At 73.4% G+C, this 15,634-nt stretch carries 7 protein-coding genes; 4 read left to right on the forward strand and 3 right to left on the reverse strand.

The features are described 5' to 3' along the window. Positions 1-60: 60 nt before the first annotated feature. The gene (locus C4B68_RS32210) at positions 61-3,996 is read right to left on the reverse strand and encodes a Pls/PosA family non-ribosomal peptide synthetase (protein ID WP_099503128.1); all 3,936 of its coding nucleotides are present in this window, start codon (positions 3,994-3,996) and stop codon (positions 61-63) included. 597 nt (positions 3,997-4,593) lie between these two features. On the opposite strand from C4B68_RS32210, the gene C4B68_RS32215 reads away from it, so the two are divergent. The 4 genes from C4B68_RS32215 (at position 4,594) to C4B68_RS32230 (ending at position 10,703) form a co-directional block, all read left to right on the forward strand. Continuing rightward, positions 4,594-5,835: a cation:proton antiporter family protein gene (locus tag C4B68_RS32215; protein WP_099503130.1), complete on the forward strand. Its 1,242-nt coding sequence runs from the start codon at positions 4,594-4,596 to the stop codon at positions 5,833-5,835. 533 nt (positions 5,836-6,368) lie between these two features. After that, positions 6,369-7,172 (forward strand): hypothetical protein, encoded by an 804-nt coding sequence (locus tag C4B68_RS32220; protein ID WP_167458950.1) that lies wholly within the window; start codon positions 6,369-6,371, stop codon positions 7,170-7,172. Beyond that, positions 7,169-8,302, forward strand: coding sequence for a P-loop NTPase family protein (locus C4B68_RS32225; RefSeq protein WP_099503134.1), 1,134 nt, complete (start codon positions 7,169-7,171; stop codon positions 8,300-8,302). Before C4B68_RS32220 ends, C4B68_RS32225 begins: the two co-directional genes overlap by 4 nt. An 85-nt stretch (positions 8,303-8,387) precedes the next feature. Further along, a complete protein-coding gene (locus C4B68_RS32230; RefSeq protein WP_099503136.1) occupies positions 8,388-10,703 on the forward strand; it encodes a hypothetical protein in 2,316 nt (771 codons plus the stop codon). Here C4B68_RS32230 and C4B68_RS32235 read toward each other — a convergent pair. Both C4B68_RS32235 and fxsT read right to left on the reverse strand, forming a co-directional pair. Beyond that, positions 10,690-11,697 carry a hypothetical protein gene (locus tag C4B68_RS32235; protein ID WP_099503138.1) on the reverse strand — a complete coding sequence of 336 codons (1,008 nt, stop codon included), beginning with the start codon at positions 11,695-11,697 and terminating at the stop codon, positions 10,690-10,692. The genes C4B68_RS32230 and C4B68_RS32235 overlap by 14 nt on opposite strands. Before the next feature lie 89 nt (positions 11,698-11,786). Continuing rightward, positions 11,787-15,515: an FxSxx-COOH system tetratricopeptide repeat protein gene (gene fxsT, locus C4B68_RS32240; protein ID WP_099503140.1), complete on the reverse strand. Its 3,729-nt coding sequence runs from the start codon at positions 15,513-15,515 to the stop codon at positions 11,787-11,789. Between the last annotated feature and the right edge of the window lie 119 nt (positions 15,516-15,634).

Consider the following 15,634-nt stretch of genomic DNA (forward strand, 5'->3'; position numbering starts at 1 on the left):
GCCCTGTGCTCGTACGACGTGCCGCTGTACCGCCCTTCGTATCCGATCCGGTCATGTCCGCTACGAACGCCATGCCTCGATCGGGTTGCCCAGCCAGCGGGTGTCGTCGGGAACGGACTCCGCCGCCATCACCAGCGACGCGGGACCCAGGGTGGACCGGGCGCCGACGGTGCTGCCGGGCAGGACGATTCCGCCCGGGCCCAGGGTGGCGCCCTCACGGAGAACAACAGTATCCGTCCGCAAGATCCGGTCGTGGAAGAGGTGAGTCTGCAGGACGCAGCCCCGGTTCACCGTCGCCGCGTCCTCCAGGGTCACCAGATCCGTCTCCGGCAGCCAGTAGCTCTCCACCCACGTGCCCCTGCCGATCCGGGCGCCGAGGCCGCGCAGCCACGCGGTCATCAGTGGCGTACCGGGCACGGATCCGGCCAGCCACGGCACGGCCACGACCTCGACGAACGTGTCGGCGAGCTCGTTGCGCCACACGAATCCGCTCCACAGCGGGTGCTCACCGGTCCGGTGCCGGCCCACCAGCAGCCACTTCGCCACGATGGACGTCACGCAGGCGAGCCCGCCCACGCCGAGCAGCACAAGCCCGCCGAACAGCGCCGCCCAGGCACCCAGCGCGCTGAGCGCCGCCACGGTCAGCACGGCGAGGGCCGCCGAGCAGAACACCGGCACGATCCGGCACAGCTCCACCAGCCCCCGCGCCCACAGCAGCCGCGCGGGCGGTTCGTACGTACGGCTCTGGTCGCCGTCCCGGGTCGCACGCGGCAGTTTGACCGGCGGCAGCCCCAGATACGAGCTGCCCTTCTTCGCCTTCTTCGGCGTCGCCGACAGCACCCCGACCAGACCGCCGTCCGGCACGCTGCGGCCCGGCGCGGTCATCCCGGAGTTGCCGAGGAACGCCCGGCGCCCGATCTCGGCCCGCCCGATCCGCATCCAGCCGCCACCCAGCTCGTACGGCGCGGTCAGCGTGTCGTCGGCGAGGAAGGCGCCGTCGCCCACGGTGGTGAGGCTGGGCAGCGCGAGCACGGTGGAGACCTCGGCGCCCCGCCCGATCTTCATGCCGAGCAGCCGCAGCCAGACGGGCGTGATCAGCCCGGCGTACAGCGGGAACAGCGTCTCCCGTGAGCGGTCCATCAGCTGGGTGACCGTCCAGGCCTGCCAGCCGGTCCGGCTGTGGGTCGGGTGCGTGCCCTCACGCAGCCCCAGGCTCAGCACCCGTACGGCGATCAGGAGCAGCAGCGCGTAGGCGAGACCGAAGGCGAGCGTCGCCGGTACCAGGGCGAGCGCGGCACCCCGCAGGGCCGCGCCGAGCCCGGCGTCCGCGCTGACGAACACGCGGGCCACCGCCAGCGCGGCGACACCGGCGAGGACCGGCAGCGCGGTCAGCGCGAACCCGGTCGCCCCGTACATCGCCCGCCAGTAGGTGCCGCGCTGCGGCCGCTCCTTGGGCCAGGCGCGCTTCGCCTTGCCGAGCTTGACCGCGGGCGCTCCGGCCCAGCGCTGCCCGGTCGGAATCTGTCCGGCCACGGCGGAACCGGGGGCCACCTCGGCCCGCTTGCCCACCCGGGCGCCCGGGAAGAGCATGCTGCGCGTGCCGACCACCGCGCCGGCGCCCACCTTCACCGGGCCGATCTCCAGCCGGTCACCGTCCAGCCAGTGCCCCGACAGGTCCACCTCGGACTCCACGGCGGCACCCCGGCCGAGCTTGAGCATGCCGGTGACCGGCGGCAGCGAGTGCAGATCCACGTCCGGGCCGACCTTGGCGCCCAGGGCACGGGCGTACCGCTCCAGCCAGGAACCGGTCAGCGAGGTCGCGCCGCTGAACTCGGCGAGCCGCTCGGCCGTCCACAGCCGCAGATGGACGCTTCCCCCGCGCGGGTAGCGGCCGGGCTTGACCCCCCGCAGCAGCAGCCGCGCCCCGGCCGCGGCGATCGCGAGCCGCCCCGGCGGGCTGAAGAAGACGACCGCCCCGGCGGCCACGAGCCACCACGAGGCACCCGGGGCCCAGGGATACGGGCCGAACCAGCGCAGTACGTTCCCGAGCGCGGCCAGCGCCACGGTCCAGCGCAGCCCGAGCAGCGTGAACAGCGGAATCAGCAGGAGCACTTGGGCCACCTTGGCCCGCACCGGAACGGGCGCGACGATCCGCTCGGAGCCGTCGTCCTGCGCGGACTTCTCCAGGTGCCGGGCCAGCTTGCGCAGGACGGGCTGCTGGTAGATGTCCAGGACGGCCGCGCTCGGATAGCGGGTGCGCAGCCTCGTCGTGAGCTGGGCGGCGGCCAGGCTGCCGCCGCCGATCGCGAAGAAGTCGTCGGACGCGCTGCCCACGGCGATGCCGAGGACGTCGCTCCACTGCTCGGCGAGCCAGGCCTCGGTGCCGTAGAGCTGAGCCTTGGGGGCTTCCACACCCTCGAGCGGCCAGGGCAGGGCATTGCGGTCGACCTTGCCGGACGTGCGGGTCGGCAGGTCGTCGACCGGGGCGAGCAGCGGGACCAGGGCGGCGGGCAGCTCGGCCCGCAGCTTCTCGACGGCGGTGGCGTGGTCCCAGCCGTCCTGGGTGACGACATAGCCGACGAGGAGCTGGTTGCCGCTGCGCGCGGTGCGCACGGCGGCCGCCGCTCCCGCGACACCCGGGAGTGCCTGGAGCGCCGCGTCCACCTCACCGAGCTCGATCCGGCGTCCGCCGAGCTTGATCTGCTCGTCGGCCCGACCGAGGAAGATCAGCCCCTCGGGCTCCGCCTTGACGAGGTCACCGCTGCGATACGCCCGCTCCCAGCCGAGCGACTCCAGGGGCGCGTACTTCTCCGCGTCCTTCTCGGCGTCGAGGTAGCGGGCGAGTCCGACCCCGCCGATCACGAGCTGCCCGCTGCCGCCCATCGGCACGAGCTCCCCGGCCTGGTCGACGACGGCGAGCTCCCAGCCGTTCAGCGGCAGCCCGATCCGGATGGGCTCGTCGCCGGTCATGAGGGAGGCACAGGCCACGACGGTCGCCTCGGTCGGCCCGTACGTGTTCCAGACCTCACGCCCGTCCGTCACGAGCCGGCCGGCCAGTTCGGGCGGGCAGGCCTCACCGCCGAAGATCAGCAGCCGGACCTCGTTGAGGGTCTCGGGCTCCCACAGGGCGGCCAGCGTGGGCACGGTGGAGACGACGGTGATCTCCTGCTCGACCAGCCAGGGCCCGAGGTCCGCACCGCTGCGGACCTGCGCACGCGGCACGGGCACCAGACAGGCGCCGTACCGCCAGGCCAGCCACATCTCCTCGCAGGAGGCGTCGAAGGCGACGGAGAGACCAGCCATGACCCTGTCACCCGGACCGATCGGGTCGTCGGTCAGGAACAGCGCGGCCTCGGCGTCCACGAACGCGGCCGCGCTGCGGTGGCTCACGGCCACGCCCTTGGGCTTGCCGGTGGACCCGGAGGTGAAGATGATCCAGGCGTCGTGGTCGACGCCTGGGCGCGGGGCGCGGGCGGTGGCCGTACCGCCGGGTCGCTCCCCGGGGTCGTGGGCCGTCCCGCCGGGTCGCTCCGCGGCAGCGTCGGACCTGTCCGTGACGGTCAGCCGGTGCCCGGCCCCGACGACCGCCCGCACCTCCGCCTCGCCGAACACCAGCTCGGCCCGCTCGTCCGGGTCCTCGGCGTCCACCGGCACATAGGCGGCACCGGCGGCCAGGACGGCGAGGATGGCGACGTACAGCTCATTGGTGCCCGAGGGGACCCGCACGCCGACCCGGTCGCCGGGCCCGACCCCGGCGTCCGCGAGCCGCCGCCGCAGCGCCTCGACCTCGACGGCCAGGGCACGGTAGGTGAGGCAGCGGTGCCCGTCGTCGAGGGCGGGCTCGTCGGGGTACGCCCGCACCGAGGCGTCGAGGATGTCGACGAGCGTGCGCGGCGCGGCGGCGGAGGAGGCGGAGAAGCGCGCCTGGCCACCGAACTCCGCACGCACCTCGTCGTCGGACAGCACGAGTGCGGGGCCTTCCCGTAGGGCTGGCATCGGGTCCTCACGTGTTCTCCCGGAACGTCCGGGGCGCTGGTGGCCCGCAGGTATGCCTGGGGATATTCCGGTCCAGCTCCAAACAAGCCTGGAATTTTAGTACGACGCTAACCGCGCACCTGGTCATCGGCCATGCGAGGAGGTCCGACGGGGCACCAGAAGCACTGGTTCCGGTGCTCTGACATGGGGCCATGTCATGCTGACGAGACATGCCCCACACATGCGGGCGGCACGGCACGAGCAGGCAACGCGACACGGCACGAGCAGGGAACACGGCATGAGACACCCCGCGGGCCTCGTGTTCGACGGCGCGCGGGAACGGGCATCGTCAAGGCAGGGCCGTACGACGCGGCCTCGGCGCTCCACGTCACACATCCACAGGGGCCTGTCCGTCAACTGCCGTACAACAGGCCGATGTTCGGCTTTCGCACGGCACTGGGGACCCCTACGATTCACCTGCCCCGCGGCAGCGTCCGGCCGCGGGGGGACTTCGCGTGCCGACAGGCGGCACCCGAACGGGCCGGACAGCACGGGCAGTTCCGAGTTCACGGGGGGACAACCGCAACCACGCGCCGCAGGGGGAAGGGGGGAGTGGCAGTGGCGACATCCGAACGCGCGCGCGGCTGGATGCCGTCGGCGTCGGTTCCCGGCATCGTGATCGGCGGGGTGGGCCTGCTGGGCCTCGGCCTGGTCGTCGGTGTGGCGGTGGATCCGTCCGCACTGGTCGGCACCACGGGTTATGTCTTCTGCGCGGGCCTCCTGCTCGCCGTCGGCCTGTACGGGAGCACGTACTCGATCGACCTCAAGGCCGTGCGCTCCGACGTGCCCGGCGTGGTGGCGGCCGTCACGCTCGGCGTCCTCCTCAAGGCAGGCCTGATCACCGCTGTCATGGTGCTGTCGTTCCGGCGGCCCGAGTACCTCGTGCTCGGTATCGCGGTGGCCCAGATCGACCCGCTGTCCGTGGCCGCCCTCTCCAGAAGCGGACGCATGTCACCGCGCGCCCGCTCGCTGCTGACGGCATGGGCGTCGTTCGACGATCCGATGACGGTACTGCTGACGCTGTATGTCGCGAGCTACGCCTATACGAGGGCAGGGTACGAGGGCACACCGGCGGTCGCGGGCGGGGGCGCGCGCGGCTACGCGGCCGGACTCGCCCTGAACGCCGCGCTGCTCGCCGGAGTGCTGCTGCTGTGGTGGGCCGGGCGGAGAGCGGCGGCCAGGGTGTCCGCCTCGCCGCGCGCCCGACGCGCCGGAACGGCTCTGGCGGGACTGCTGGTGGTGGCGATGCTGATGCTCGCCGCCGGGAACATGCTGATGCTCGCGGTGGCGGTGGCCGGCCTCGTGGTGCGCAAGGCGGCGTTCGACAGGGTGCTCGACCGTGCCGTCGGCGGCGCCTTCCTGGCCGCGTTCCTCGCGCTCGGGCTGTTCCTCGCGCAGGGCGTGGCGCTGCTGCCGGGGCTGGTGCTGGGCGTGGCCGCGTTCGGCGCGCAGGCGGTGGTGGCGCTGTGCGTCATGCCCCTGTTCGTACGGGGCCTCGAACGGCGGGACTGGATCGCCCTCGGGCTCAGTCAGCAGAACGGCATCACGGCCGTCCTCATCGCGCTCACCCTGGAGCGGGACTTCCCCGGCACGGTCGCGACCGTCGGCCCCGCCGTGGTCACCGTCAACATCCTGTACGGCACGTCGCGGGTGCTGCTAGCGCATCCACCGCGTCTGCGGTGGCTGCCTGGTCACAGGGAACTCCACGTGGCTGACGAGCGTCCCTCCCCTTGCGAAAAGCGGTTGGCGCAGGAGCCGTTGACGCGGGAGCCGTTGGCGAACGGGCGATCCCCGGCATGACCGCGGTCCGGACCGGCGCACGCGCGGGCCCCGGTACCGGAACGCGGGGGATGCGGGGGAGCAGGACGAGGGAACCGGCGCACGCCAGTGGCCGGACGGGGAGAGCGCGCATGGGGCAGGGACTGGGGCACGGCTCACTGGCGTCGCCGCACGGCGTACCGGCATCACGGCCAGCTGAACCGGCATCACGGCGAGGTGCACTGGCATCACGGCGAGGTGCACTGGCATCACGGCGAGGTGCACTGGCATCACCGCATGGTGTACCGCCATCGCCGTACGGTGGCCTGCCGGCATCACCGCACGGCGGCCGGCATCGTGCGGACACGGCCGCGGAGCGTGCGCCTCGCGCTGGGCGCGCTGCGTGTGCTGCCTGCACCGGGTGCGCAGCCCCCCGGACCGCGCGCTGGGCGGCCGTCGCGGCGCTCGTGTTCCTCGGCGCCACCGCCGCCCCCGCATTCGCCGTGCCTGCCGTGCCTGCCGTGCCTGCGGCGCCTGCCGTGCCTGCGGCGCCTGCCGTGCCTGCGGCGCCTGCCGTGCCTGCGGCGCCCGCCGCGCCCGCCGCGGCCCTCGCGTCCGACGAGCGCGATGCCCAACTCGTGTTCTGCCTCGACGCCGAGCACCGCGGCGACCTCGTCGCGGCCGCCGTACGCCTCAACCTCCTCAAGGCCGACGCGACGGCCGCGGGCACGGTCAGACCCACCGCTGCCGGTGGGCCCATGACGCTGGAGAAGTGGGCCGAGGACCGCGAGGACGACTTCGGACGGGCGTGCTCCGCGCTGATGGCGGTCGATTCCGACTCCCCGGGCACGGCGGCCAAGGACACCGCCGAGGACGGCTGGTTCGTGGCGTTCCTGAAGTCGCTGCCCCTGCTGGCGGCCGGCGCCCTGCTCACCCTCGGCGGGCAGTTCTCGGAACGCGTGTCGTCCGAACGGCGGCTGCTCAAACAGCAGTTGGGCTCCGGCGAGGCCGCGTTCCGGACAGCGGTACGGGAGTATCTGGCGGCGTACGAGAGCGACCCCCAGTCGGACCACACGGCGGTGCTCACCGCACGCGACGCGCTGACCGCCGCGCTGGCCCAGGTGGCCGGGCCCGGCGCGCGCCGCGCGGCGGCCCGGCGGCTGGCCGACGAACTGCCGCTGGCCGGGCCGCTCCCCGCCGCCCGCGGCGGCGCGTTCCTCGGCCCGGACGACCGCGCCCGGGAAGCGCAGGGCGTGCGGCAGACCGTGGAGCTGCGGCTGCGCACCGTGGCGGACCTCAACGGCCGAGCGCTGTACTGGAGATGGCGTACCTTTCGCGAGCGGCGTCCCGCCCCCGTCACCCCGGGAGCGGCCGCATGACCATGCCGATCCCGGACAACCCGTACGGCGTGTACGTACCGGGCAGCAGGCAGAGCCTGCCGGGCCTCGCCGTCCCGCCGAGGGACGACCACCCGCTGGTGCCGTGGGAGGACGAGAGCCACGCGGGCCAGTGGGTGGACGTCGACCACGCGCGCGAGCAGCTGGACCACTTCCAGAAGCACTGCCTGGACCGGCTCCCGGACCTGGTCGAACCCGGTGTGGACCAAGGGCGTCTGGTGGTGGTGACCGGGCCGGCCGGCATGGGCAAGACCACCCTCATCCATCACTGCATCTACCGCGCCGGGCAGTTCATCGCGCGGCTGAACGACCTGGCCCGCACCGCGCCGCCGGGCACCCGCCGCCCCCCGCGCCACATCGTGGCGATGACCGCCGGATACGGCAACGACGGCCGCGCCATCAGCATCGACGAGCACGGCGACTTCGCCTCGACCCCGGCCATCAACGCCACCATCCGCGACAAGGTCGTCGCCACGCTGCGCACGCATTTCACCGGCGCGATGCTCGATCAGGTGATGTCCCAGGACTCCCCGGTGAAGGCGTTCAGCGCGATCAGCACCCTGCTGGCCCAGCAGGACGCACTGCTGTTCGTCGTCGTTCCCCACATCGACTGGAAGGACGAGATAGTGCGGACCAAATTCCTCAAGACCTGCTTGAGTCATGCGCAGACCCGGGTCGTACTCCTCGTCGAAGTCAGCCACGGAACGACCGAGACGGCGAGGAAGGTGGTCGAGGAACTGCTGCCCAGCGCCGTGGTCACCCACCTCGCGCTCGGCGGCCTCGGGCCGGAGGACACCGTGAAGTTCAGCCAGAGCACCCGCTCGGGGCATCCCGACCCGGACAGCGCGCCGACCCGGGTCCCGCAGACCGACAGGGACGAGCTGCTGCGGGCACACGAGCAGTGGCAGCCCGCCGACGTACGGGAGTTGCGGCAGGTCTTCCACGCGGTGGCCGAGCGGCAACGCCACACGGGCAGATCCGTGCGGATCACCGCCGCCGAGCTGAGACAGCACACGGCGGGACGGCCGGGTCCGGACCTGGCCACCCTGCGGCGCGAGCCGCCCGGCCCCACGGCGCCACCCCGCCAACCCGGCCCGTCCCCGGGCTCCTGACACAGCCCCGTACCCCTCAACCTCCGTATCCCCGCACCCGCCCGCCGCTCGCATCGACGTCATCGGAAACACGAGGAGTGCCATCGTGGCCTCAGGCAGTGGAGACATCTGGCACAGCAACCCCTTCCCGCTGATCCCCGTTGTGCGCCTCGGCCCCTCGGCCGACCTCGGGGCCGCGCCGGTCGAAGCGGCGGACTCCGGAAACGCGACCGTCGGCACGCCGACCCTCAAGGAGCTCTCCCAACTGGTCGACGACTACCTCGCCGAGAGCCCCGCCGGCGGCCGGCGCGGCAGGACCATCGCCCTGGTGGGCGAGTTCGGCCTCGGCAAGAGCCACGCGCTGCGCGAGGTGTACGCCACGCTCGGCGCGCGCCCCGACGGGCCCCCGATGTGGATCGTGGACGAGCCCTCGCAGGACATGGGGCGGATGTACCGGGACCGGCTGCGCGGCCCCGGCGACACCACCCGGGGACGGCGCGCGTTCGAGGAACTCGTCCGGGACTACTACGCGTACGTGACCGCCAATCGCGTCGGCGCACAGGGCAGCGATCCACGCCTCGGGACGCTCGACGAGATAGCCGCTGGGCTGCGCGACCGCAGCCTCGACCCGGACAAGGTGGTCTCGGCGCTGCGCTACGACCCGGAGGTGATCCACGCGGATCTGCGCGGCACGCTCGGCGAGGTCACCGAGCACCGCCGGTTCGCCGCCGCGCTGGCCCTGCTCCAGGACCCGCCGTTCACCAGGATGGTGTGGAGGTGGCTGAACGGCGAAGAGCCCGCCGAGGCCCTGCGCGAGCGCGGCATCACCGAGGCCATCGGGCCGTCCGGCGGGCCCGGCGGACAGCAGGACACCGCGGCCGGCATCGACCGGGTCTTCGACGCGCTGGCGGTCCAGGGATTCGTGCACGGCCGGGTCGGCAGCCCGTATGTGCTGCTGATGGACTCCCTGGAGAAGGTCCTCGACTGGCCCGAGGAGAACCGGCGCACCTTCGTGGACGCCTTCGAACGACTCGTCAACATCTATGCGAGCCGGGGCGGTCTCCTGGTGTTCTGCGTCTCTCCGGACGGACTGCAGGCACTGCGGCCGAGCGTGCACGAACGGGTCGTGCAACTGTGGCCGACCGGCTTCGACGAGGAGCTCACCGGAGAGCTGGTCGCGGCCTACGTCGAGGCGGGCCCCGACCGGGCAGGCCCGCGGGCGCGCCGGTCCTCCGGCCCGTTCGGCCCGGAGGCGCTGCGACTGCTGTACGACCTGACCGAGGGCGTGCCCCGCGAGGTGCTCAGGACCTGCCGCCAGGCCTGGCAGTTCAGCGAGAACGAGCACGGTGCGGTACGGGAGGTGACCGCCGCGGCCGTACTGGCGGCCGTGCGCTCCCTGCACGAGAAGGTCTCGCGGCGCGAGGTCACCGCGGACGTGCACAAGGCCCTGGACCTGGGGCAGTGGCGCATCGCCTCCCGCGACCCGGTCCCCGCCCGGATGTCCGCACCGCCGGGCGGCCAGGAGGAAGTGCTGTACTGGCTCGCTCCCGCCCCCAACACGTATCTCGCGGTGATCCTCACCCGCTCCGTCCTCCTCGCCGACGACGCGGAACGGGTCGCCGCCCATGTGCACGGCCTGCGCAGCGCGGTGCATCCGGCACGGTTCGAGGTGCTGCTCGTGGTCAACGGCCATGTGTCGCAGCCCATGCAGGACCGCCTCGCCCGCTCGATCGGCTCGCGGCCGCTGGTGTACCGGCAGGGGGCGTTCCCGCAGAGCGCCGACGAGGCACTGCGGCAGCTCGGCAGGCGGCTCGAGGAAGGGCGCCGGGAGGAGGACCTCGGCCGGCTGAGCGAGCGGATGCACCGCGACCTGGAGCAGCAGAGGGCCCAGCTCGACGCGTTACGCCAGGCGATGGCCGCGTTTGCGCTGGAAGCACGGCCCCCTGCGGCGCTGCCGCGTGAGGAGCGCTCCGTGCCGCCGCTCACCGGGCCGGCGCACCCGCCCGCGACCGAGCCGTCGGCCCCCGAACTGCCGGGACCGGTGCGTCGCCGGTTCCGTGAGGCGCTGGCGGTCCTGGACGCGGTCACCCGGCGCGTGGCCGGGCGGACCATGACGCACCGCACCACCGCGACGCCGGTGGAACTCGGCGCACTGGGCTGCGCCACGCTGGTACGGGCGCTGACCGAGGACTTCCGGGGATCCGTCGCGGCCTGGCACCGCACCGCGCTGCGCGGTGTGCCGACCGAGGCCCAGCTGACCGAACTGCGCCGGATCTGCCGGGAGTACGAGAGCGCGGTCGAGGTGTTGCCGGTGCACCTGCTGGGCAGCGCCGGTCATCCGCACCCCTTGACGGCGGCCCGTACGGTGGAGGTCCTCGCGGAGGAGGTGTGGGGCACGCTCAGCGCGGCTACTGTGCCCTGATCTCGCCCAGGTCGTGCGCGAGCCGGCGCAACCGGGCCTCGGCGTGGCCGACCTGTGGCTGGTCGAGGGTGACGCCGACGACGAACTCGCGGGGCGAGAGCCAGGTGACGTACACCGCGCCCTCCTGCACATCGAGGACGAGCCGCTGGACGGGCGCGAGGCCCTCCGCCGGGGGCGCCACGAGATGCAGCGCGTCGGTGAGGCGGACCAAGTGGCCGCGCAGACCCCGCGAGAGGTCGCGATAGGCGGTGCGCCGACTGCGCACGCTCACGTCCAGGAAACGCGGAGCCAGGTCGGGCGCGTCGAAGACGTCGCCGACGCACACCAGCGTCCAGTCGCGGTAGTAGCCCGCGTACTGGAGGTCGGTGATGTTCACATGCTTGTGCCACAGGGAGCGCAGCCGCTGCTCGTAGGCGGGAACGGGCGCGGCGGCCGTGCCGAAGTCGACGCGCAGCGGCGCGTCCCCGGCGTCCGTCGAGGCGAGCCGGGGCTTCGCGTCCGGGGTGCCACCGGGCAACTCGTCGGGCAGCCGGTGCACTTCGGTACGGATCCGGGTGACCAGGGCGTTCATGGTCGCGTCCATGGCAGGGACGCAGTTGGGGCCGTCGGTCAGCGCCGCCAGGTACTCGCCGGGCTTGACCCGCCCGCCCCACAGACCGCCGCGCTCGTTGGCGACGACGGTGCGCATCAGCTCACCGGTGCCCAGCGGACGCAGGACAGCGCCGAGATCCTGGGCGCACAGCAGCAGCCGGCTGCCCGGCAGCGACTCGTCGTGCAGGTCGTCGTCGGCCTCGGTGACCAGACTGCTCAGGGGCGCCCGGTCGGCGTGGCAGACCACGAAGTCGAGGATGCCGTTGCTGTAGTGGGACAACGACCGGATCTCGGGGGCCTCTTCAGCCGCATCCTCGCACAACTCCGTTATCCGGCCGTGGCGTTCGGCGGACCAGTGGTACTCCGTCAGGGTCTCGGTGCGGTGCGGTGCGGGGGCTGCCACGTGCGCTCGCCTTTCGGGTGGGGACTGCGGGGACGCCCGTGCGGTCCGGCGTCCCGTGCCGGTGCCTTCCTCGTGTGTCCGTCCTCTTCTTACAGCTCGGGCAGCTCCAGGTCGATGTCGTAGCCCGACGGCGGCATCGGACGCGAGGTGTCGGAACCGGTCAGCCGCGCGTGGTGGGCCCGCACCCGGCGCCCGTCGGGACGGTGGGCGATACCGAGGTCGCGCAGCCGGTTCAGGGCACTGTGGGCGAGCTGGGCCGCGTCCTCCGTGCGGTGGGCGGCGGCCAGCGTGGCGGCGAGGGAGTTCTCCGCGACGGCGACCCACGGGTGGGACGGGCCGACCTTGTGGGCCAGCAGGTTCACCGCGGCGCGGCCCTCGTCCTCCGCGCGCTGCACCTCGCCCATCGACCGCAGATACACCGCGTGCCGGACCTGGCTGAGCCCCGTGTACGGGTGCCCCACGCCGAACCGGGCCGCCAGCGCCTCCGCGCACTGCCGTGCCTGCTGTTCGGCCTCCTCCACCTTGCCGAGGGCGTGCAGGTCGGCGGCGTAGCTGAACTGGCAGCGCAGCGTGTCGAAGCGGTCGGCGCCGAAGCGGCTGACGTACTCCTGCAAGGCCCGCAGGTCACGCTCGTGGGCCATCTCGAAGCCGTACCGGGGGTCCTTGACGGCGGGGAATCCGTCGGCGAGCCGGCGCTCACTGATGGCCAGACCGACCTCCGTCCACAGCCGCGCCCCGTCCCAGGTGTCGCCGTACCGGCGCAGCCGCTGGCGCAGCAGATCCCGCGCCTCGCCGTCGCGCCCCGCCATCCGGTACAGGTACGCGAGCAGATCGGCCGCGCGCCAGGCGATCGCGTCCTCCTTGCCGCCGACGGCCTGCCGGTAGCGGAAGCGCTCCTGAAGCCGGCCCAGGGCGACGGTGACACGCCCCGTGAGCGCCTCGGTGAGCGCGAGGTTGTGCTCGACCTGGACCGTGGCGGGATGCTTCCAGCCGAGCAGCAGGGTCAGCCCGTCCATGGCCGGTCTGATCTGGATGAGGGCGTCCTCGAACCGGCCCAGCGCCCGCAGCGTCGCGGCGTGTGAGTCGGCCGACAGCAGCGTGCGGGGATGCATCAGGCCGAGCAGCCTGCGGTGACCGCGCAGGGCCTCCTGGGAAAGCTCGCGGGAGCGTTCGTACTCGCCGCCCAGGCGGTGGGCGCGGGCGGTGTGGTTGAGCAGGCGCAGATACTCGGGCGTCTGCTCGTCGCCGTCGGCCCGCCAGACCTCGCGGGCCCGGCCGGCGATGTCGAGGAGGCGGGAGAGGTCGGCGCTCTCGCCGCGCTGGCTGAGCGCGTTGAGGTGGCGCAGCAGCGAACGGCGCACCCGGGGCCGGGAGTCCTCCCACAGCCGCAGCGAGTACACCTCGCGCGCCCAGTCGGCGGGCAGGTCCTGGTCCTCGTGCGGCACGTACTCGGCGAGGACGCTGCGCAGCACCGACTCGACGTGCTGCCGCTCGGCGGGATCCATGCCGTCGCGGATCAGGTCGCGCAGCGCGTGGTGCTGCACGAGGGGCTGCTCCTTGCGGTCGAAGTCGACGTCGAGCAGGCCTACTTGGGCCAGGGCCCACAGGGCGACGCTCACCATGTGCTCGTCGGGCAGCTGTACGTCGTCGGGGTGCCGTGGGCGGACGGTGCCCGCGGCTTCCTGCGGTTCGGCCGCGTCGTCGCGGGCCAGCTCGGACAGGATGCGGCGCGAGCGCAGCAGGTCCAGGCCGGTACCCCGCCCGGTGAGCAGGGAGGCGGCGCCCAGCAGCCAGCCCAGGGCGTCGTGCGCGGGGCTCTCGGCGCGCCACGCGGCGGAGCCCAGGGTGGTCCCCGCGACGTGCTGGGCCACCCGCACCATGACGGCGACGGGCGGTACGGCGTCGGCCTCACCGAGGAGATCGGTCTTGCAGGTGCGGTGCTCGGCGATGAGGTCCGCGACGGCCGCGCGGGCCGCCGCCTCCGGCGCCATGTGATCGTCGCGCCGGTGAGCGCCGGCCCGCTCGGCGAGGCAGTGGGCGGCCAGGTGCAAGGCGAGCGGGACGAAGTCCACGACGCTGCCCACCTGTTGGGCCTGATCGTCGGTGATCTCCGGCAGCCGTTCGCCCAGCAGGGCGCGGCACTCGGCGGGCCGCATCGGGCCGATGGCGCATCCCGCCAGGTGAGGCGGGCGGGCGTCCGGCTGCTCCTGCGGCGCGACGCGGCTGGTGATCAGCACATGACCCCGCTCATGGGGAACGGGGAGCAGGCCGTGCAGTTCGGCGGGGTCCACCACCCCGTCGTAGACGATCAGCCAGTTCCCCGAGTCGGAGTCGGGGCGCGACAGGCGGGTCAGTAGCCGGGAGACGCCCCCGTCGGGGGCGACGACGCCGAGCTGGTCCTCCGCGGTGCCGAGCCGGCCGGCGAGCCGGGCCAGGCCGCGCCGTGCCCGCTGCGTCTCCCAGGCGCGTACCCACCACACCACGTCGTACCGGGCGCCGTAGCGGTGGCACAGCTCCCGCGCGGTCTCGCTCTTGCCCCACCCGCTGGGGCCGTACAGCACCACGCAGCTGCCGTCGCGGCCGGCATCGCGCAGCTGCTCGTCGAGTCGCGCGAGCAGGGCGTCGCGGTCGATGAAACCGCCGTTGCGCGGCGCGATGTTGGTGGTCTCGGGCAGCCGCGGGAAGCGGGCGCCCCGCGCGCCCCCCTCGCGGGGCTGGGCCGGACCGAGGCCGAGGCCGGTGTACAGCAGCCGCAGCGCCTCGTCCTCGGTGGTGTCGCGCAGGTCGATCCGCTCGTGGTGGGCCGCCTCGGTGTGCGGGAACGGCTCGTCGACCAGGACGATCCGCACGTCGGTGTGGGAGAGGGCGCCGATCTGGGCGAGCAGGGTGTCGTCCGCGTCACCCGGCGAGAGGAAGAGCAGGGCCGTACCGTGCTCGGGGCGCTCACCTGCGTAGGTGTCGTCCCTGCGCAGCTCGGTCCGGACGCCCCGGTCGCCGAGCCGGTCCTGCAGCCAGGCCGCCCAGAGGGCGTGCCGCGCGGAGTGGACGACGGTGACCTGGGTGAACCGGGCCGGACGGCGCACACGCAGCCAGTCGGCCAGCCGCTCGTAGTACGGACGCAGCCCCATGACGGTGCCGACGCCCTCGGCCTCGACGGCGAGGCTGCGGCTGTCGAGGTAGAGGGGGTTGTACGGGATCTCCAGAAACGGGAACTCGCCGTCGTCGTGGGCCTGGGCGAGCGGGCCGAACTTGCGGCGCACCCGCTCCCGTGCGTCGCGCAGCCGGTCGTGGACGCCGACGTCGCTCTTGAGCCCGAGGGTGAGCAGCCGAACGGCCCGGTCGTCCGGCCCGCCGGACAGGTCCTCGGCGAGCGCGGCGGCACCGTCGATGGACCAGGCGGTCAGCGCGAAGCAGACGACGACCGAGTCGGCGAACCCCACCAGCCGGGCCGGTTCCACGGCACCGGGGGCGTCCGGCACCGGCGCCTCGACCAGGATGTGGTCGTAGCGGGCCACCACGGGGTCGTCCGCGAGCCCGAGCAGCGCGTCCGGGGCGGTGAGCGCCACGGCGGCGACCTGCCCGGGCACCGGCTCGGGTACGGCGGGTACGGACCTGCCGACGGCCGGGTCCGTGCCGTCGCCCGGGTCCGTGCCGCCCGCGCGGTCGCCGGAGCGGCCGTCCACGAGCAGCACACTGCGGTTGCCCTCGGCGAGGATGTCCGCCGCGTTGCGCAGGGTGGTGCTCAGCCCGAGATTCTCCGACGTGGTGAAGAAGACGGCGAACGAACCAGCGCGGTCAAGGGGGTTGGCGTCTGGCATGACCTCTCCGCTCGGCGCGGCACAGCAAGGGAAGGTGGACATACAAGGGAAACCGTGGATAACGGGCATAACAGACATGCGGGGGTGTCAGTATAAGGTCAGTCGCCGACTCGAGCCCG

The organism is Streptomyces dengpaensis, assembly GCF_002946835.1.
Taxonomy (GTDB): Bacteria; Actinomycetota; Actinomycetes; order Streptomycetales; family Streptomycetaceae; genus Streptomyces; species Streptomyces dengpaensis.